The 18564-nt window shown below is 50.4% G+C and carries 19 protein-coding genes; 8 read left to right on the top strand and 11 right to left on the bottom strand.

Going from position 1 to position 18564, the window contains the following annotated elements; translation table 11 throughout:
- Positions 1 to 55 precede the first annotated feature (55 nt).
- Positions 56 to 3109 (bottom strand): DNA translocase FtsK, encoded by a 3054-nt coding sequence (locus tag ACTHTQ_RS08545; protein ID WP_440363652.1) that lies wholly within the window; start codon positions 3107 to 3109, stop codon positions 56 to 58.
- Between the two features lie 164 nt (positions 3110 to 3273).
- On the opposite strand from ACTHTQ_RS08545, the gene ACTHTQ_RS08540 reads away from it, so the two are divergent.
- Both ACTHTQ_RS08540 and ACTHTQ_RS08535 read left to right on the top strand, forming a co-directional pair.
- Positions 3274 to 3951: an energy-coupling factor ABC transporter permease gene (locus ACTHTQ_RS08540; RefSeq protein WP_440363676.1), complete on the top strand. Its 678-nt coding sequence runs from the start codon at positions 3274 to 3276 to the stop codon at positions 3949 to 3951.
- Between the two features lie 81 nt (positions 3952 to 4032).
- Entirely contained in the window at positions 4033 to 4392 is a 360-nt protein-coding gene (locus ACTHTQ_RS08535; protein ID WP_440363651.1) for a CrcB family protein, read from the top strand.
- 49 nt (positions 4393 to 4441) lie between these two features.
- Here ACTHTQ_RS08535 and ACTHTQ_RS08530 read toward each other — a convergent pair whose 3' ends face one another.
- The 5 genes from ACTHTQ_RS08530 to ppx all read right to left on the bottom strand — a co-directional run bounded on the left by ACTHTQ_RS08530 (position 4442) and on the right by ppx (position 8915).
- Complete coding sequence (locus tag ACTHTQ_RS08530) at positions 4442 to 5068, bottom strand: NAD(P)H-hydrate epimerase (RefSeq protein ID WP_440363650.1); 627 nt, start codon at positions 5066 to 5068, stop codon at positions 4442 to 4444.
- Positions 5069 to 5090: 22 nt separating this feature from the next.
- Complete coding sequence (truB, locus tag ACTHTQ_RS08525; protein WP_440363649.1) at positions 5091 to 6005, bottom strand: tRNA pseudouridine(55) synthase TruB; 915 nt, start codon at positions 6003 to 6005, stop codon at positions 5091 to 5093.
- Between the two features lie 68 nt (positions 6006 to 6073).
- Entirely contained in the window at positions 6074 to 6940 is an 867-nt protein-coding gene (locus ACTHTQ_RS08520; RefSeq protein ID WP_440363648.1) for a hypothetical protein, read from the bottom strand.
- A gap of 7 nt (positions 6941 to 6947) precedes the next feature.
- Positions 6948 to 7319 carry a 30S ribosome-binding factor RbfA gene (rbfA, locus tag ACTHTQ_RS08515; protein ID WP_003685554.1) on the bottom strand — a complete coding sequence of 124 codons (372 nt, stop codon included), beginning with the start codon at positions 7317 to 7319 and terminating at the stop codon, positions 6948 to 6950.
- An 87-nt stretch (positions 7320 to 7406) separates the two neighbouring features.
- Entirely contained in the window at positions 7407 to 8915 is a 1509-nt protein-coding gene (ppx, locus tag ACTHTQ_RS08510; protein ID WP_049351631.1) for an exopolyphosphatase, read from the bottom strand.
- Positions 8916 to 9088: 173 nt separating this feature from the next.
- Between ppx and ACTHTQ_RS08505 the strand changes: the two genes are divergently transcribed.
- The 3 genes from ACTHTQ_RS08505 (at position 9089) to ACTHTQ_RS08495 (ending at position 11824) form a co-directional block, all read left to right on the top strand.
- Entirely contained in the window at positions 9089 to 9712 is a 624-nt protein-coding gene (locus ACTHTQ_RS08505; protein ID WP_039863563.1) for a lytic transglycosylase domain-containing protein, read from the top strand.
- Positions 9713 to 9912: 200 nt separating this feature from the next.
- Positions 9913 to 11295 (top strand): MFS transporter, encoded by a 1383-nt coding sequence (locus ACTHTQ_RS08500; RefSeq protein ID WP_314052802.1) that lies wholly within the window; start codon positions 9913 to 9915, stop codon positions 11293 to 11295.
- A gap of 1 nt (position 11296) precedes the next feature.
- The gene (locus ACTHTQ_RS08495) at positions 11297 to 11824 is read left to right on the top strand and encodes a single-stranded DNA-binding protein (protein ID WP_003685741.1); all 528 of its coding nucleotides are present in this window, start codon (positions 11297 to 11299) and stop codon (positions 11822 to 11824) included.
- 73 nt (positions 11825 to 11897) lie between these two features.
- Here ACTHTQ_RS08495 and ACTHTQ_RS08490 read toward each other — a convergent pair whose 3' ends face one another.
- From ACTHTQ_RS08490 to argB, 5 genes are all read right to left on the bottom strand, one after another.
- Positions 11898 to 12605 (bottom strand): SIMPL domain-containing protein, encoded by a 708-nt coding sequence (locus tag ACTHTQ_RS08490; RefSeq protein WP_440363647.1) that lies wholly within the window; start codon positions 12603 to 12605, stop codon positions 11898 to 11900.
- A gap of 112 nt (positions 12606 to 12717) precedes the next feature.
- Positions 12718 to 13209, bottom strand: coding sequence for a DUF1841 family protein (locus ACTHTQ_RS08485; RefSeq protein WP_070749616.1), 492 nt, complete (start codon positions 13207 to 13209; stop codon positions 12718 to 12720).
- Positions 13210 to 13310: 101 nt separating this feature from the next.
- Complete coding sequence (gene ftsB, locus ACTHTQ_RS08480; RefSeq protein WP_003679613.1) at positions 13311 to 13586, bottom strand: cell division protein FtsB; 276 nt, start codon at positions 13584 to 13586, stop codon at positions 13311 to 13313.
- 23 nt (positions 13587 to 13609) lie between these two features.
- Positions 13610 to 14896, bottom strand: coding sequence for a phosphopyruvate hydratase (gene eno / locus ACTHTQ_RS08475; RefSeq protein ID WP_440363646.1), 1287 nt, complete (start codon positions 14894 to 14896; stop codon positions 13610 to 13612).
- Positions 14897 to 15157: 261 nt separating this feature from the next.
- Positions 15158 to 16045, bottom strand: coding sequence for an acetylglutamate kinase (gene argB / locus ACTHTQ_RS08470; RefSeq protein WP_440345565.1), 888 nt, complete (start codon positions 16043 to 16045; stop codon positions 15158 to 15160).
- A gap of 173 nt (positions 16046 to 16218) precedes the next feature.
- Here argB and ACTHTQ_RS08465 point away from each other — a divergent pair, with 173 nt between their 5' ends.
- The 3 genes from ACTHTQ_RS08465 to ACTHTQ_RS08455 form a co-directional block, all read left to right on the top strand.
- Positions 16219 to 17349 carry a M14 family metallopeptidase gene (locus ACTHTQ_RS08465; RefSeq protein WP_440363645.1) on the top strand — a complete coding sequence of 377 codons (1131 nt, stop codon included), beginning with the start codon at positions 16219 to 16221 and terminating at the stop codon, positions 17347 to 17349.
- 74 nt (positions 17350 to 17423) lie between these two features.
- On the top strand, positions 17424 to 18284 hold the full coding sequence (lgt, locus tag ACTHTQ_RS08460) for a prolipoprotein diacylglyceryl transferase (RefSeq protein ID WP_440363644.1): 861 nt from the start codon (positions 17424 to 17426) through the stop codon (positions 18282 to 18284).
- Positions 18285 to 18371: 87 nt separating this feature from the next.
- Positions 18372 to 18564: helix-turn-helix domain-containing protein (locus ACTHTQ_RS08455; protein ID WP_440363643.1), on the top strand; the 193-nt coding region annotated here is incomplete at its 3' end.

The following is an 18564-nucleotide window of genomic DNA, read 5'->3' as shown; positions in this document are numbered from 1 at the left end:
TTTAAAAAGGCCGTCTGAAAGTTTTCAGATGGCCTTAATTTTAAACAAGGATAAATTAATCCAGATGGTCGCTGCTTTGCGCCAAGATGGTGCGGTTGCCGTTGTTTTCCGCCGGGGAAACAATACCGTCGGCTTCCATTTGGTCAATCAGGCGGGCGGCGCGGTTGTAGCCGATGCGCAGTTGGCGTTGGATATTGGAAATGCTGGCCTTACGCGATTTTAAGACAATGGAAACGGCTTCGTCATACATGGGGTCGAGGTCGCTGTCGTTGCTACGGCTGGTGCCGGTAAAGTCTTCAGTGGAACCGTTGCTCAAAATATCGTCGATATAGTCAGGTGCGCTGAATTGTTTCAAGTATTCCACTATGCGGTGTACTTCATTGTCGGATGCGAATGCGCCGTGTACGCGTTGCGGATAACCGGTGCCGGGCGGCAGGAACAGCATATCGCCTTGGCCGAGCAGGTTTTCCGCACCCATTTGGTCGAGAATCGTGCGACTGTCGATTTTGCTGGACACTTGGAAGGCAATGCGTGTCGGAATATTGGCTTTAATCAGGCCGGTAATGACATCCACGCTTGGGCGTTGGGTGGCAAGAATCAAATGGATACCGGCTGCGCGGGCTTTTTGGGCAAGACGGGCAATCAGTTCTTCAATTTTCTTGCCTGCAGTCATCATCAGGTCGGCAAATTCATCTACCACGACCACGATAAACGGCAGTTTTTCCAATGGCTCAGGATTTTCAGGCGTGAGGCTGAACGGGCTGCCGATTTTTTCGCCACGCGCGGCGGCTTCGGCAATTTTTTGGTTGAAACCGGCAAGGTTGCGCACGCCCATAAAGCTCATCAGGCGGTAGCGTTTTTCCATTTCGTTGACGCACCAGTTCAGGGCGTTTGCGGCCAGCTTCATATCGGTTACGACGGGGGCGAGCAGGTGCGGAATGCCTTCGTAAATGCTCAGCTCCAGCATTTTCGGATCAATCATAATCATGCGCACGTCTTCAGGCGTTGCTTTGAAGAGCATGGACAGAATCATGGCGTTCACGCCTACGGATTTACCCGAACCGGTCGTACCGGCAACCAGCAGATGCGGTGCTTTGGCCAAGTCTGTCACAACAGGCTGGCCGGTAATGTCTTGGCCGAGAGCGAGGGTCAGTTTGGATTTGGATTCGGTAAACGCAGGAGAATTGAAGATTTCGCTTAAGCGGATCATTTGGCGTTTCGGATTAGGCAATTCCAAACCCATGCAGGTTTTGCCGGGGATGGTTTCCACCACGCGGATGGAAGCCACGCCAAGCGAGCGCGCCAAGTCTTTTTCGAGGTTCAAAACGGCACTGCCGCGCACGCCGACATCAGGCTCGATTTCGTAGCGCGTAATGACCGGGCCGGAATAGGAGTCCATCACTTTGACTTTAACTTTGAACTCCGCCAGTTTTTCTTCGATGGTAATGCTGTTTTCCAACAACTGTTCTTCAGTTTGCGATGCGCTTGGGTCAAACTGCGGCGGCAGAAGCAGGGCGGTAGTCGGCAGGCGTGCATCGGTAAGTGTTGCCGAAGTTGGAATAGCTATGCTTGGTGTATCCTCTTGAACGCTTGGTTCTACGGTTTGAACAGGCGGTTCAACGACTGTCTTTGTATATTCAGATGGCCTTGCGATTGTTTCAACAGATTCAACGGGTTCAATAGCTTCAACCGCTTGAATAGCTTCTGCTTCCGGTTGTACAGTTGCTTCCGGCTCACTATCGAATTCCGTTTCTTCGACGGCAGATTCGCTGATTAAATAATCGTGGATACTGCGTTCAGGCTGATTGCTGACATGCGCATTGACTTGTGCATAAAAAATCGGCACTTGGATTTTATGTTCAAAAGCAGGCGGTTCGGGGATATCAATCGGCGCAATCGAGGTTTGGAAAACGGGCGGCTCAGGAATATCGGTTTTAGCCATAGGGACAACCGGTACGGCAGGCGGCTCGACTACGGTTGCGTTTGGCGCGGCAGGTCGGGAGATATAAGGGGATTTTTTAACAGGCGCAGCCGGTTTCGGACGGGACGGCGTTGCCGGTGCGGCAGGTCGTGGTGCAACAGCTTCCGTGGCAGCTTGTTTACGCGCCCATCTTTCGGCGGCCGCTTCGGTATAGCGGACTTGACGGCGCAAGCTGGCAGGACGGCTGATTTGTCCCAAGTTGGCCAAAATTTCGTCATTTTCGATGGTGCGCGGAGAGTAGCCGCGTAATGGGGCGACGGCCTCGGCCAGTTTGTGGCGGGCGGCGGTGCGGCGGGCAAGGTTGTTGTGAATATCTTCCGCTTGGATTTCAGAAGGGAATGCCTGCATGGAAGTATAGGGGAGGATGGCTTCTTTTTCGGCAGTTCTTAAGGCCGTCTGAACGGTTTCGATATGCGGCGCATTGGCTTCTGCCACGCGGACATTATTGGCACGCGCCAAGGCACGTTCGCGTGTGCGGCGCAAGATAGGGTCGTTATAGTCGATGATTTCCATGCCGGTCATCGGCAGGGATGAAGCGCGCAATAATGGGGTTTCGACTTCGTCTTTGTAAATTGGCGCATTTTTTTCGGCCAAATGCTCGTTCCATTCTTCAACCGCTGCTTCGTGCAGGGAACGGGTGGCTTCTTCTAATGTGATTTCTTCAAAATTGCTGTTTTGCACCAAAGACGGGCTGTATTCGGGCGTTTCCATCTGTGCAAACGGCGTTATTTTAGGAATACGTTCCGGTTTGGCAGATTTGCGGGTTTTAGGTGCAACTTTGATTTCTTCTTTGGTAGCTGTGATGTGTTCCAGCTCTTCGGTAAACGGTTCTGCTGCGTGCTCTTCGTTTGTTTCGGCGCGTTTCATTTTATTGTGTTCGAGCACGGAAAGCAGGCGGATGCGGGCAATTTTATGGTTGTCGGCAGTGCGCTTGTTCATGCTGAACAAACGTTTCAGGCTGTCCAGTTGGTCGGAAAAACCGACTGGGCTGTCTTCTTCGTTTATTTCTTCTTCGTCGCCACTGAGTCGGGCCAATTCTTGGCGCCACTTTTGCTCTTGTTTCTGGCGCCACCAGAACAAGCCGGCTATGACAGCCAGCAGAATTAAAGCTAATATTGTCCAAAGCATGCGTCCATCCCCTTAATTAAACGGCAAAGTCCGTTATTCTAACGCTTTTTTCGGGTAAACAAAACCAGCCGAAACAAGCTTTAACGACAAAGGCAGACAGGATTGTCAAAGCTGTGGCTTGAGACGCGTATAATAGGCCGTCTGAACATTTTGCGGATGAGATGATGATTTTTCAAAACGGATGGTTTCCCGTTGGTGTCGTGATGGCGGCATGGCCTGTGTTGCTGGTGATTTTTGCTTTGTGTGCAAAGCAGGCATGGGTGTCGGTATCGCAGCATCGTTCCGCATTCTTGGTGGCTGCCGTGATGTTGCCGCTGGCTTGGAGTTTGAATGCCTCCCCGGAAAGCGGACAACTGGCCGGCATGAGCTATCATCTGCTTGCTTTAAACCTGACGGCTTTAATGCTGGGCACCTCTACTACATTCTGCCTTGGCGTTTTACTGTTTTTTCCATATTTGTGGCTTTGGGGCGATTGGCATATGTTTCCCATCAACGCCTTGTCCGTATTGCTTCCGCCTTTGTTGGTGAACTTGGGTTTCCGCCATTGGGTATCGCGTTTGCCTGCCAATATCTTTATCTTTATTTTTCTGAATGGTTTTTGGGCTGCGGCGGTCGGCATGGTGTTTACCGGTGTAATTTTGGTTGGTTTGTTGGACTGGGTAGATGTGTTTGATACGGCGGTATTATGGAAAACCGCTTTTCCTGTTTTCTTCTTAATCGCTTGGGCGGAGGCATTTTTGAGCGGTATTTCAACAGCCATTTTTATCGCGCTCAAGCCGCAATGGATTTGTACTTTCGATGACGACAGGTATTTGAAATCCGCGCCTAAGATTTGGCAGTAAGACATGAAGGCATCCTTGCTTGGTTTTCAGACGGCCTAATGACCGGATGGCCTGTTTTTTGAATTGAATGTTTAACTTATTATGTTTGCTTATATTTTTCCCATTGTTTGCGGTGCCGCTGTCGGGGCTGTATTGCGTTGGCTGTTTGGCTTGGTGCTGGTGTCTTCTGCGCCTTTTCCTATCGGTACTTTGGCGGCAAACTGGTTGGGCGCGCTGCTGATCGGCGTATTGGCGGAACTCTTAACCGATCCGCAATGGCGTTTGCTTTGGATTACCGGCTTTCTCGGCAGCTTGACCACATTTTCAGGTCTTTCAGTGGAGATGGTGGGTTTGATGCAGGCGCAACGTTGGGGTATGGCTTTGATGGCAACCTGTCTGCATGTTTTCGGTTCGTTTGGTTTGACGGTGCTGGGGATTAAATTGGCGCAGATTTGGAAGTAAACAAAAACAACAGGGTGCAAAATAGCACCCTGTTGTTTTTTATAGGCATTTAATCAATGCCAATAGGTAAATAGACGGTTTCTTGACAATAGGTTTTGCCGGACTCGCTTAAGTGTGCCGGTTTGTAGGCGGCAAAGGTGTAGGTCAGGTCTGCGCGGAATGTGTCGGGATCGGCTTCGGCGGTGTCGCAGTTGAGGCCGGTGGGAATATCGAGGGCGACTTTCAGGCCGTCTGAATGATTGAGTTGGCGGCAGAGGGCGGCGATTTCGGTTGGAAGCGCGCCGCTGAAGCCTGTGCCGAATATGCCTTCGATAATGATGTCGTAACCTTTTGTCAGACGGCCTTCCAGTTCTTGTGCGGATATCAATTCAATGTGGGGCAAACCGTTGAGGCGTTCGCGATTGGTTTGAGCCAAGGGGGAGAGGTTTTCTCCGAGTGAAAACAGAATGTCGATGTGCCAACCTTGCGCCTGCATATATCTTGCCATGACTAGTCCGTCGCCGCCGTTGTTGCCTTTGCCGCAAACGATCAGGGCTCGTCCGGCTTGAGGATGGCGCCGCATCAGGTCTTGCGCGGCAGAGCTGCCGGCGTTTTCCATCAGTTGGTCGAAGCTTGTGCCTTTATCGACGGCTGCTTGTTCGCGTTCGCGCATCTGGGCGGCGGTATAGACTTTCATGATTGGCTCTCTTTGCAGGAAGTTATTTGTCGGCGGTATTCATCAGGCGCAAGGCTTTCAGACGGCCTATTTCTTTTTGATATTCCACCAGTCCGATAAATGTGCCGTCTCTGCTGTACACACGGATGGGCTGCTCGGCGGAAATGTCTTCGGTAAATTGGGGACGTTGGCCGTTTTTGAGCATGGTAACGGCGTAGTCGTTTAATTTCAGTTTGGGGAAATGTTGCACCAAGACATCGCAAGGCAGCAACAAGGCATCGCGTTCGGCTTCGTCCAATTCTGCCAAAGCTTCGAGCGTGTGGCTTTGGGCAATGGTAAAGCCTGCGGTTTCGGTACGGCGCAGGGCGGTCAGGTGGGCGAATGTGCCGATGTGTTTAGCGATGTCTTCGCTGAGAGTGCGGATGTAAGTGCCTTTGCTGCAACGTACGTCTATCACGGCTTTGGGTGCATCAAATTCAGTGATATCAATGGAGTAAATCGTAATATCGCGCGCTTTGCGTTCGATAACGATGCCTTTGCGTGCGTATTCGTACAGCGGTTTGCCTTCGTGTTTGAGGGCGGAAAACATAGGCGGCACTTGGCGGATGTCGCCTGTTAAGGCTTGGCAGGCCGTCTGAAATTCGGACAATGAAATATCGGCGCGTGCGGTGGCAACGATTTCGCCTTCTGCATCGCCCGTACTGCTGGCTTCTCCCAGTTTCAGCGTGGCCGTATAGGCTTTGTCTGCATCAATCAGATATTGGGCGAACTTGGTCGCTTCGCCGAAACAAACAGGCAAAAGCCCTGTGGCTAAAGGATCGAGTACGCCAGTATGCCCGGCTTTTTCGGCACAGAACAAGCGCCGCGCTTTTTGCAGGGCTGTGTTGCTGGAAAGGCCTTCGGGTTTGTCGAGAAGAAGAACGCCGTTAACCGGGCGTTTGGTGGGTTTGGTTGTCATAGCGTTTTTTTAAGGAATATGCCGTCTGAAAAAAAATAGCTTTATATTTTCAGACGGCATTTTTATTTTTAGTCGAACCATTTAAAGCGGTAAGTTGTCCGCTTGATTTTTATAAATGGAAATGAAGAAACTTCAGAAACCTCTACAGATTTTGGTTGCATGGTTTGCTTTGCCAATGTTGCGGTTACCGTTACACTTTTGAAAAGTTGGTCTGCATCTATCAGTTCTTTCGTAGTTACCTTATCTGCTTTCAAGAAGCTTTCGTTGCTGATATCGGCAGTCTGATCCATATTAACTTGAGATTGGTATCGTAATGTTATCTCTTGATCAGTCTGATTTATCAATTCATAAGAACTTGTTTGAATATACGGTATGCCTAAGATAGAAAAATTTTTCTGAGATGGGGCAGGTAGCTTGTCAGGGTTAATATCCGCCCAAAGCCATATCCAGTAACCCCATGGATTGTCCATCTTTTTTTGTTTTATGGCATTTTGTATTTCTAGATTGTTTAATTCCTCCAAGTCGTCTTTACTAATACTTTTCTTCTCAAGGCTTATTTTCTTTGATTGAGTGTAAAAATCTTTCCAGTTGAGAATATCAACAGCTTGTCCTGATTGATTAATTAGTAAAATAAGGGGTGGCAGAGCTTGCGAAGAGAGTACAGCTTCTTCGCTAGGTTTGTAATCATTGATAGAAATAATATTACGGTTGCCGTAAGACAGTACAAAGTTGCTTATTCCCCGTTTGGTTAATTGAATGAAATACCTATACTCTATCACGTCGGATGAAACATCATTTGTTTCTGTCACGCCATATGGAATATCAGTTATCTCTGTTACTTCGGCTTTATTTTGCTTCCAATTAAAAGATAAAGGCGTGGAAAAGGCATAGGATGCTGTTGCAAATAAAATAGATACAAGCCATTTTTTCATCATAGATTTCTTAATCTTCAACCGGTTTTTCCGCCGCCACTTGGTCGATCAGGCTGGAAATGCTCATGCCGCGTTCGAGTGATTCATCGTATTTAAAATGCAGCTCGGGCGTTTTGAAGAGTTTGATGCGTTTGGCCAATTCGCTGCGCAAATGGCCTTTGGCGTGTTCCAAAGCTTCTTCTGTGATGTCGCGTGTGCTGTCGTCGAGGACGGTGTAGAACACGGTTGCGTGGCTGTAGTCGCGGGTGACTTCGACTTCGTTGATGGTGATGAAACCGGCGCGCGGGTCTTTCAGGCCGGTGCGGACGAGTTCGGCAAGCTCGCGCATGATTTGTTCTTTGACACGGTCTTGGCGGGCGTAGCCGCGTTGGGGTTTTCTCATGGTTTTCCTTGATGTATGGCAGGCTGTCGTTTTCAGACGGCCTGCGGTTTGGATTTTGAAAAGCTGCCTATTATAACGGAGCGCGGTTTATTGTGCTTGAACCGAGAAAGGCATATCGATTTTTTGCCATTGCGCGCTTTCGTAGTCCAGCGCATCGGCGATGAGGGGGTGTTGCTCCAGCCATTGGGCGTTGATGCGCAAGATAAAGCTGTGGTTGTTTTCATCGACGCGAAGCTGGGTTTGCGGTGGCAAATCAAGAGGCAGGCGCGAGCGGCAGAAGAGGGCGGCCAGGCGCAGGGACAATACGGCACACCACATGATTTCGTTGTTGCCGATAATGTCCGCCATTTTCTTGAGGTCGCCGCGATGGCCGATAACCAGTTGTGCCAAAATGGTTTGCTCTTTGCGTGAGAAGCCCGGCATATCGGCGTTTTCGAGAATGTAGGCGGAGTGTTTGTGATAACCGGTATGGGCAATATCCAAGCCGATTTCATGCAAACGACCTGCGCGGCTGAGGTATTGGTTCCACAGGGCAAGCTCTTGAACGGTTACGTTTTTGGCGTGGCACAGACTGTTCATAAAGGCTTGCGCGGTATCGGCAACGCGTTTGGCTTGGTTGAGGCTGACGTGGTAGCGTTTTTGGAACTCTGCCGTTGTCTGTTCGCGCATATCGACATTGAGGCTGCGGCCGATTAAGTCGTAGAACACACCGTCGCGGAGTGCGGCCTCGGTAACGGTCATTTTAGTCAGCGAGAGTTCTTCAAAAGCCGCCATCATCACGGCCAATCCGCCCGCAAAAACTTCAATGCGTTCGGGTTTGAGGTTTTCAAATTTGGCTTTTTTAACCGAACCGGCTTCGATAATCCTATCGGCAAGATAACGCATGCCTTGGGCGGTAATGTCGGCTTCTTGCGGCAATTCGACCGCCAAAACGTCGCGTATGGATTTTGCCGAACCGGAGGTGCCGATGGCGAAATCCCAACCGGTACGCTTCATCATTTTGCTGATGCGCTGGATTTCGATACGCGCGGCGGAAACGGCGGCTTGGAAATCTTTGGCGGTTACTTTGTTTTGGAAGAAGCGCATGCTGTACGTTACGCAGCCCAAAGGCAGGCTTTCTGTGGTCAGCGGTTGCAAATCCGAGCCGATGACAAATTCAGTCGAGCCGCCGCCAATGTCGATAACCAGCATTTTGTCGCCTTTGGGCGGTAAGGTATGCACTACGCCGGTGTAAATCAGACGCGCTTCTTCACGGCCGGCGATGACTTCGATGGGGAAGCCCAGCGCCGCTTCGGCACGGGGCAGGAATTGGGCGATGTTTTTGGCGACACGGAAAGTGTTGGTGGCCACCACGCGCACGTTTTCAGGTTGGAATCCGCGCAGGCGTTCGCCAAATTTTGCCAAACATTCCAAGGCTTGTTCTTGAGAGGCTTCGCTCAGGTTTTTTTGTTCGTCCAAGCCGGCGGCAAAGCGAACCATTTGTTTGAACGAGTCGATGACTTTCAGCTGGCCGTTGTTGTTTTCACAAATTTGCAGGCGGAAACTGTTGGAACCCAAGTCGACGGAGGCTAAAACGTTGGCGGGAGTGGTGGTCATAAAAAATACCGGTTGATTAGAAAAACCTAAATGTTACTTGAGGCGGTATCACTTGACAATAAAAGGTATACAGCTCTTTGATTCTACTCATAGATGTATTTTATAATGCTGATTTTAAGCAAGTATATCAAAGGCCGTCTGAACTTTTCAGACGGCCTAAAAAGAGAAAACACATGAAATCGGAAAACCAAGATTCCTTATTTTTATCGCGCCGCCGCCTGTTACAAGTCGGCGGAGCCATGCTTTTGACGCCTGCGACCGCATGGGCGGGGGCGCAACGTGAAGAAACGCTGGCCGATGATGTGGCTTCCGTGATGCGCAGTTCGATTAATAGCGCCAGCCCTGCGCGGCTGGTGTTTGCCGATTCGAGGGAAGGGGAGCGTTGGTTGGCGGCGATGTCTTCACGATTGGCACGTTTCATTCCCGATGAAGGCGAGCGCCGCCGCCTGTTGGTCAATATTCAATACGAAAGCAGTCGTGCCGGCCTCAACACTCAAGTGATTTTGGGCTTGATTGAAGTGGAAAGTGCGTTTCGCCAATATGCGATTAGCGGCGTGGGTGCGCGCGGTTTGATGCAGGTGATGCCGTTTTGGAAAAACTATATCGGCAATCCGTCGCACAACCTTTTCGATATCCGCACCAATCTGCGCTATGGTTGCACCATTCTTCGCCATTACAACAATATCGAAAAAGGCAATATTGTCCGCGCTTTGGCAAGGTTTAACGGCAGCTTGGGCAGTAACAAATATCCGAATGCCGTGTTAGGCGCGTGGCGAAATAGATGGCAGTGGGGTTGATTGGGGATAATGGGATAGGGCAGATCTTGCGTGACGTTGTTTTTTTTTAAAACCGTTTTATACCGATGAAGCAGGTTTGCGATAAACGGCTTGCGATTTGACTCCATGCAATTCCTTTGAATCCTGTATAATCAGAAAATCTGTTAATTCACACTTTCAGACGGCCTTTCGCAAACTTAAGGCCGTCTGAAACATTATTTATGGCAAGAGATAACCGCATTCAAATGTTTCCGCACGAGTGGCGTGCCAGTACCACACTTTCCGGCGTTTACGCACTGCGTATGTTGGGGATGTTTTTGGTGTTGCCTGTCTTGGCGATGTATGCCGCTTCGTTGCCCGGCGCAGAAAACAATAAAGCGCTGGTCGGTATGGCGATGGGTATTTACGGGCTGACACAGGCTTTGCTGCAGCTGCCTTTGGGCATGGCTTCCGACAAGTTCGGCCGTAAAAAAGTGATTTATGCCGGCCTGATTGTGTTTGCAGCGGGGAGTTTTTTGGCCGCAGTTGCCGACAGCCTGCAGATGTTGGTTGCCGCGCGTGCCATTCAAGGCGCAGGTGCCGTCAGCGCGGCGGTAACGGCTTTGCTAGCAGATTTGACCCGTAACGAAGTGCGGACGCGTGCGATGGCGATGATCGGTCTGAGTATCGGCTTGACCTTTTCCGTCAGCCTAGTGCTTGCGCCGATGATTGCCAGCTTTATCGGCGTATCCGGCCTGTTTGCGCTGACCGGTATTCTGACTGTAATCAGTATCGGCGTGGTTGCCTGGATGACGCCTGATCCGGAAGTGTCAAAAATGCATGAAGACACGCAGGCGCAGCCTTCTCGTATGGGCGAGGTATTGAAAAACCGCCAACTGCTCAATCTCGACTTCGGTATTTTTGCCTTGCATGCGGCGCAAATGGCTTTATTTACCGCATTGCCGTTTGCCATGACGCAGTTGGGTTTGGAAAAAATCCATCACTGGCGAGTCTATCTGCCGTCAACCATTACCGGCCTGATTATTATGGTGCCGCTGATTATCGTCGGCGAAACGCGCAACAAACTCAAACAAGTGTTTATTCTTGGTATCGTCTGCATTGCCGCGGCGCAAATCGGTTTGCTGTTCGGAATGCACTCGGTATGGTTGATTACCGCTTATCTGATTGTTTACTTTATTGGTTTCAATGTGTTGGAAGCCAGCCTGCCGTCTATGGTGTCAAAAATCGCTCCGTCCGATTTGAAAGGCACCGCTATGGGCGTGTATAACACCATGCAGTCGGTCGGCTTGTTTGTCGGCGGCGCAACCGGTGGTTTATTGTTCCAAAAATACGGTTTTGCAGGCGTATTTGCCTTTTGTAGCGTATTGATGTTGCTGTGGCTGGTATTGGCAGTCATTTCGCCTGCACCGAAACCCGTCAAAAACCTCAGCTATCCGCTTAACGCCGAATGGCAACAAAATCCGGATTTGCTCTACCAAAAATTGACCGAAATTGAAGGCGTTGAAAGCATTAGCTTTAGCGCAGACAAACAAACCATTTATATCAAGGCCTTGCAAAAAGGATTTGACCAAGAGGCCGCCGAAAAAATTATCACAGGAGTGTAAAATGTCATTGAATAAAGTTATCCTCATCGGCCGTCTCGGCCGCGACCCGGAAGTCCGCTATATGCCCAACGGCGAGGCCGTCTGTAACTTCAGCATTGCCACCAGTGAAACGTGGAACGACCGCAACGGCCAACGCGTAGAACGTACCGAATGGCACAACATCACCATGTACCGCAAACTCGCCGAAATCGCCGGTCAATACCTGCGTAAAGGCAGCCAAGTGTACCTGGAAGGCCGTATCCAAAGCCGCAAATACCAAGGCAAAGACGGCATCGAGCGCACCGCTTACGACATCATTGCCAATGAGATGAAAATGCTCGGCAGCCGCAACGACAACAGCGGCGGCGCACCATACGATGACGGCTATAATCAAGGCGGTCATTCAAGCCAAAGCAGCTACCAACAAGCGCCACAACAGCAATACCAATCTGCTCCGGCTCAAGAACCCCCAGCCGCCCCAGCCCGTCGTCCTGCCCCGGCACAACCGACCGCTCCGGTTGATGATATCGACGACGATATTCCGTTCTAATCATTGAACAAATACAAAGGCCGTCTGAAAAATATACCTTCAGACGGCCTTTTAAATGATTTAAAAGAAAATCCTACATTTGCACCGAGCCGCTGACGGTCAGGCTGATCTCTTCCGAACCGGGGGAGGCAGGTATGCCATCTTCTATTCCTGCAGCCATCTCTGCGACGGGGGCTGCCCGCAGCATTTTGGCGCGTGCAAAATCGCCGCCGACTTGGCGGTTGCCGATATGGCCCAGGTTGAGTTTAACGATTTTGTAGCTGGAGAAGCCGAGCGTTTGGGCGAGATTTTGGGCGCGATCTTTGAAGCGCAGGATGACGGCTTTGCTCAGTTGGTCGACGGTTTCTTCGCGTTTTTCTTTGGATACGGAAAATGAGGAGCTTTCCAAAACGGCGATATTGATGCTGTCGGCAATCAGGCGGTTGAGTGCTTCAAAGTCTTTGCTTTCTACTTTGAAGTAGGCGTGTTCTTCCCAGCCGGTTTGGGTGCGTTTGCTGTTGGTGTATTGATAGCGCGGGGATGCGTTGTGCTCCATCAGCTCGGCTTTAAATTTGCTGTTTTGGGAGATTTTGTTGAACTGGTTGAATTTCTTCATGAAGGCTTGGTTGACGGCTTGACGGTCTTTGCCTTCTGCGTTGATGCTGAAATGCGCGGTCATGATATCCCGTGGCACTTCCATGTTGGCGGATTCGGAAAATTCAACGATGTTGTAGTTGAGGCTTTCTGCTGCAACGGGCAGGGAGGCGGCTAGGAGTAGGGCGGTAAGGGTTGGGCGGAGCATTTTGGTTTTCCTTGTAATGCGGATTTTAAAAAAGTAATTTAGCATGAAAGATAGAAATGTTGGCTTTGGCAAGCGTAAGGATTTGTATGGGTTGAGGCCGTCTGAAAAGAATTTACTTTGTATCCATCAAGCCAACTTCATGGGGATTGAGGCGGGCTTTTTCTTCTTGGCCTAAGCCGACCAATTTCCGTAGGCGGGTCATGTAGGCATTGACGTCAAGGCCCCGTCCGTAGCGTTGTGCTTCCCAGATGGTTTCTGCCAATGCTTCCATCATATCGTGTTCGGCTTTGACCCAGTCGCCGTTGTAACGGGCGCAAAGTTGTTGGTGGATAGCATGGATGCCCGGGGGCTGGTCGATGGTGCTTTGCTCTTGCAGGGAAAGGTGTAGCGACATGTGTAGGAATGGGTTGCTTTCGCCGTCTTCGGGCAACCATTCTTTATCTAAATATTGTTCGATGTCTTCGAGATAGTGTCCGTATTCGGGATGGGCTTCGATAATGCGCAAAGCTTTTTGTTGTAGGCCGTCCAATTGGAGCGGCGCGAGCCTGTGTTGCCAGACGTGGGCAAAGAATCGGCGGACATCGTGGGTGTTTACGTCATACATGATGGGTGTAATTTGATTTTGGGATATGTGATTATATAGCGATTGCGATAAAAAAGGCCGTCTGAAAAATATGTTTTCAGACGACCTTTGTTTTGCAGGGTTTAGCGGCGGTCGATGATTCGGTAATACACTTCGCCGTCTTGGACATAGCCCAATTCGACGCGGGCAATTTCGGCAATGGCCTCTTGTCCGTGTGCCAAGTCTTCAACTTCTGCATTAAGGAAATTGTTGCGCAAAGTGAGTGTTTGGTTTTTTTCTTCCTGACGGACGAGCTGCTCCTGCAATTCTTCCGTATGCCCGACGCTGCCTTTACCAAACCAAAGGCTGTACTGACAGCACAAAAGTGCGAAGGTTAAAACAAAAGTCACCCACTTCATACAATCAATATCCTATATTCTGCTTATTTGCCCAATTGGTAGAATGCGGCTTTGCCAGGGTAGTAAGCGGCTTCGGCCAATTCTTCTTCAATGCGCAACAATTGGTTGTATTTCGCCATGCGGTCAGAACGGGACAGGGAGCCGGTTTTGATTTGCATACAGTTGGTGGCAACTGCCAAGTCGGCAATGGTGCTGTCTTCGGTTTCGCCGGAACGGTGGCTCATTACGCTGGTGTAGCAGTTGCGTTTTGCCAAGTCAACGGCTTTCAGGGTTTCGCTCAAAGTACCGATTTGGTTTACTTTAACCAGCAATGCGTTTGCCACGCCTTTTTCGATGCCTTCAGCCAAGATTTTTGGATTGGTTACGAACAAGTCGTCGCCGACCAATTGAACTCGGCCGCCCAATTTTTCGGTCAACAGTTTCCAGCCTTCCCAGTCGTTTTCGTCCATGCCGTCTTCGATGGAAACGATTGGGAATTCGTTAACCAGGCCTTCCAAGTATTCGGCAAATTCTGCGCTGGTGTAAGAGCGGCCTTCGGCTTCCAGATGGTATTGGCCGTCTTTGTAGAACTCGCTGGATGCGCAGTCCAGGGCGAACAATACGTCTTCGCCTGCTTTGTAGCCTGCGGCTTCGGTTGCTTCGACGATCAGTTGCAGGGCTTCTTTGTGGCTGTTCAGGTTAGGTGCGAAACCGCCTTCGTCGCCCACGGTAGTTGGGAAGCCTTTGGCATCACACAGTTTTTTCAGTGCGTGGAAGATTTCGGCGCCGCAACGCAGGGCTTCGCGGAAAGATTTTGCGCCGACAGGCATGATCATGAATTCTTGGATGTTCAGGCTGTTGTTGGCATGTTCGCCGCCGTTGATAACGTTCATCATCGGAACAGGCAGAGCCATTGGGCCTGCGCCGCCCAAGTAGCGATACAGAGGCAGGCCTGCATCTTCAGCAGCTGCGCGTGCTACGGCCATAGAAACGGCCAAAGTGGCGTTGGCACCCAAGTTGCCTTTGTTTTCAGTACCGTCCAATTCGATCATGATTTGGTCGATATAAGATTGTTCGTTGGCATCGATACCGATGAGGGCTTGTGCGATTTGGTTGTTGACGTGGTCAACGGCTTTCAATACGCCTTTGCCCAAGTAACGGGATTTGTCGCCGTCACGCAGTTCCAAAGCTTCTTTTTGGCCGGTTGATGCGCCGCTAGGTACGGCTGCGCGTCCCATGACGCCGGATTCCAACAATACGTCACACTCTACGGTAGGGTTGCCGCGGGAGTCCAAAATCTCGCGTGCAAAAATATCAACGATTGCGCTCATGAATATCTCCAAATAGGATGGTAAAAGAAAAGTAGCTTTGTTACGTTTCAGACGGCCTTAAGGATGATTGCCAAAGTCTGATGAATGCAGACATTATACCGTCTTTGCCAAGTATGGTATCGGAGTCGGTATGAAACCGACTGTAAGTTTGTTTCACGTCAATATCGCTCAAACAAACATAAGCCGTATAGTGTAACATTTTTTACCCTTTTTAGGGTGAAAAGCTGATTAAATCAGGCATAAGGCCGTCTGAAAAACGGATTAGTCTTCGCCCAAAATCATTGAGCCTACACCGTCATCGGTCAGCACTTCCAAGAGCAGGGCGTTGGGAACACGGCCGTCTATGATATGCGTGGCTTTGACGCCGCTTTTGGCGGCTTCGACGGCGGAGGCAATTTTAGGCAGCATACCGCCGTACAGCGTGCCGTCTTCAATCAGTTCGTCAATACGGCTTGGCGTCAGGGTGGTCAATAATTTGCCTTCTTTATCCAGTACGCCGGGGATATTGGTCATCATCAACAGTTTTTCGGCCTGAAGTTTTTCCGCCAGTTTGCCGGCAACCAAGTCGGCATTGATATTGAACGCTTCGCCGTTTTGACCTACGCCGATGGGGGCGATGACAGGAATGCAGCCGCGTTCGACCAAGCCTTCCACCAAACGGGTATCGATGTCGGCCACTGTGCCGACTTGGCCGATGTCCACGCCTTTTTGTTCTGGCGTGTCGATCAGGAGTTTTTCTGCTTTGATGAAGTGGTTGTCGCGGCCGGTAATGCCGACGGCGCGACCGCCGAAGGTGGTAATCATGGAAACGATTTCTTTATTGACGTGTCCGCCCAAAACCATTTCGACAATGTCCATGGTTTCGCTGTCGGTCACGCGCATGCCTTGAACAAATTCTCCTTTTTTGCCGACTTTTTCCAACATTTCATTGATTTGCGGGCCGCCGCCGTGAACGATGACGGGATGCAGGCCGATTAGTTTGAGCAGGACGACATCGCGTGCGAAACCCTCTTTTAAAGCAGGTTCGGTCATGGCGTTGCCGCCGTATTTGATGACGATGATGGAGCCGGAAAAACGGCGGATATAAGGTAAAGATTCGGCAAGGACGCGCGCCTTGATGGCAGGGGAGACAGATTGTTGCTGGGTCATGGTTTCAACCTTGTTTCATGATTTCGGCCTTATCTTAATCCCAAAGGCCGTCTGAAACAATGTTTCCAAGCGCTTGAAATCCTGTTAAATCAGTTAAATGGTTGAAACCAGCCTCATGCAAACGGTAAAATGACGGTTTGCTTCGGCCTCTTCGCCGATTACTAAGGATACCCATGATGAAAATCAGCACCCAATTCGATGCCGGTTCGGTCGTTGTCAAAGACTTGAGCAACCCTGCCGATATCCGTCTCGCCCTGCGTCCCGACAATGCTTCGGAGTTTGCCCAATGGTTTTACTTCCGTTTGCAGGGTGCGGCCTATCAAAACTGCGTGATGCATTTTGAAAATGCGGCGGACGCGGCGTATCCTTTAGGTTGGGAGGACTATCAGGCTTGCGCCTCTTATGACCGCCAAAATTGGTTCCGCGTGCAGACCAGCTACGAAAACGGCGTGTTGACCATCAACCATACGCCTTTGTCCAACAGCGTTTACTACGCTTATTTCGAGCCTTATTCCAACGAGCAGCATTTGAACCTTTTGGGCGATGCGCAGGGCAGCGGTTTGTGCCGTATCGACGATTTGGGCAGTACCGTTCAAGGCCGCGATATCAATCTTCTGACCATCGGCAACCAAGTCGAAAGCGACATGAAAGTCTGGATTATCGCCCGTCAGCATCCGGGCGAAACCATGGCGGAATGGTTTGTCGAAGGTTTGCTGGGCCGCCTGCTTGATCCGCAAGATCCGACCGCGCGCATGCTGCTTGACCGTGCGACTTTCTACATTGTGCCGAATATGAATCCGGACGGTTCTGTGCTGGGCAATTTGCGTACCAATGCTGCCGGCGCCAATCTCAACCGCGAATGGGAAAACCCGACTTTGGAGCGAAGCCCCGAAGTCTTTACCGTCCGCGAAAAAATGATGGAAACCGGCGTAGATTTGTTCTTGGATATTCACGGCGATGAAGGTCTGCCGTTTGTCTTTGTGGCCGGCACCGAAGGCGTGCCAAACTACAACGAGCGCATCGAAGCCTTGGAAGACCAATTCAAACTTGCGCTGCTCAATGCCAGCCCCGATTTCCAAGACGATTACGGCTATGACAAAGATGCGCCGGGTCAGGCAAACATGACTTTGGCGACCAACTGGGTCGGCAATCATTTCAACTGCCTTGCCTATACTTTGGAAATGCCGTTTAAAGACAATGCCAACCTGCCGGACGACGATTTCGGCTGGAACGGCCAACGTTCGCTGCGCTTGGGCGAGGCAATGTTGTCTGCTATTTTGAATGTGGTTGGCGATTTGCGTTAAACCATTCGACACCGCATACAGGCCGTCTGAAAGTTCAGGCTTTCAGACGGCCTTTGAGATAAGGAGCACACATCATGATAATACATCCCCAGTTTGATCCGGTGCTGATCAGCATCGGCCCGCTTGCCATCCGCTGGTATGCCTTGAGCTATATTGTCGGCTTTATCCTGTTTACGATTTTGGGCCGCCGTCGTATCGCGCAGGGCAATTCTGTGTTTACTAAAGAAACACTCGACGATTTCCTGACTTGGGGTATCCTGGGCGTCATCTTGGGCGGCCGTATCGGCTACGTTTTGTTTTATAAATTTTCCGACTATCTTGCCAACCCTTTGGATATTTTCAAAGTTTGGGAAGGCGGCATGTCGTTTCACGGCGGCTTCTTGGGCGTGGTCGTTGCCATGTGGCTGTTTGGCCGCAAGCACAACATCAGTATCTTGAAATTGATGGATACCGTTGCGCCGCTCGTACCGCTGGGCTTGGCTTCCGGCCGTATCGGCAACTTTATCAACGGCGAACTTTGGGGTCGCGTGACCGAACTCAATGCTTTCTGGGCGATGGGTTTCCCGCAAGCGCGTTACGAAGATGCGGAAGTTGCGGCGCACAATCCTTTGTGGGCCGAATGGCTGCAACAATACGGTATGCTGCCGCGCCATCCGTCTCAGCTTTACCAATTTGCCCTTGAAGGCATTTGCCTGTTTGTCATTGTTTGGATTTTTTCTAAAAAACCGCGTCCGGCCGGTCAAACAGCAGCATTGTTCTTGGGCGGTTACGGTTTGTTCCGCTTTATTGCCGAATTTGCCCGCCAGCCTGACGACTATCTCGGTCTGTTGACCTTGGGCTTGTCCATGGGTCAATGGTTGAGCGTACCGATGATTGTATTGGGTGTGATTGGTTTTGTTTGGTTTGGCCGTAAAAACAGTGTTGCCAAAGCATAAATAAAACAATAAATAAAGGCCGTCTGAAAACTGAACTGCACCCCAAAAGTTGGACATCCCCTCCAACTCACAAGGTGCAGTTTTTTTATGAGCAAATATACATTACACTTCAAATACCAAGCCGTACTCCACTACCTGCATATACGCAGCCAGCAGCGTACCGCAGACCACTACGGCATTTCCCGAACCCACCTGAGACGATGGATACGCGCCTATCAAGAAGGCGGTATCGGCGCACTCGAACATCCCCAATCCAAAACCATGCCCCAACACCGCAAAA

Origin of the sequence: Neisseria sp. P0020.S003 (assembly GCF_051957095.1) — a bacterium.
GTDB lineage: Bacteria > Pseudomonadota > Gammaproteobacteria > Burkholderiales > Neisseriaceae > Neisseria > Neisseria subflava.
The sequence above is the reverse complement of the archived record's forward strand: the minus strand, read 5'-3'. Positions and strand labels throughout refer to the sequence as shown.